Origin of the sequence: Achromobacter sp. GbtcB20 (assembly GCF_019091095.1) — a bacterium.
GTDB classification, from domain to species: domain Bacteria; phylum Pseudomonadota; class Gammaproteobacteria; order Burkholderiales; family Burkholderiaceae_B; genus Achromobacter; species Achromobacter mucicolens.
The window spans coordinates 1-276 of the sequence record NZ_JAGXJZ010000503.1 but is presented as its reverse complement, the minus strand read 5'-3'; the positions used below and the strand labels follow the sequence as shown (position 1 = coordinate 276).

Here is a 276-nt window from a genome sequence, read left to right as displayed (position 1 = left end):
TCGCCAGCGCCGAGCCGGGAATGCTCGACAGCGGCTACTTCTTCCGTGCCAACGGCAAGGACCTGTCGGAAGAATCGGTCCTCTCGTTCGCCTTCACCAACGCGAACACGGTCGGCCGTCCGTCCAGCCGCCTGGTGAGCGAAGTCGCCTGCCAGTTCGCCGGCTTCAGCGGCGCCGGCTGCAACGGCACCACCTACCGCAACCGTCCGGGCCAGTACTTCTTCATCGGCGGCAACGGGCAGTTCAAGCTGGCCGGAAACGCCGGAGGGCCGGGAC

Annotated in this window: 1 protein-coding gene; it reads left to right on the top strand. The window is 67.4% G+C overall.

Going from position 1 to position 276, the window contains the following annotated elements; all coding sequences use genetic code 11:
• Positions 1-20: 20 nt before the first annotated feature.
• Positions 21-276 (top strand): hypothetical protein (locus KVT32_RS29955; RefSeq protein WP_217619415.1); only part of this gene is annotated, 256 nt, incomplete at its 3' end.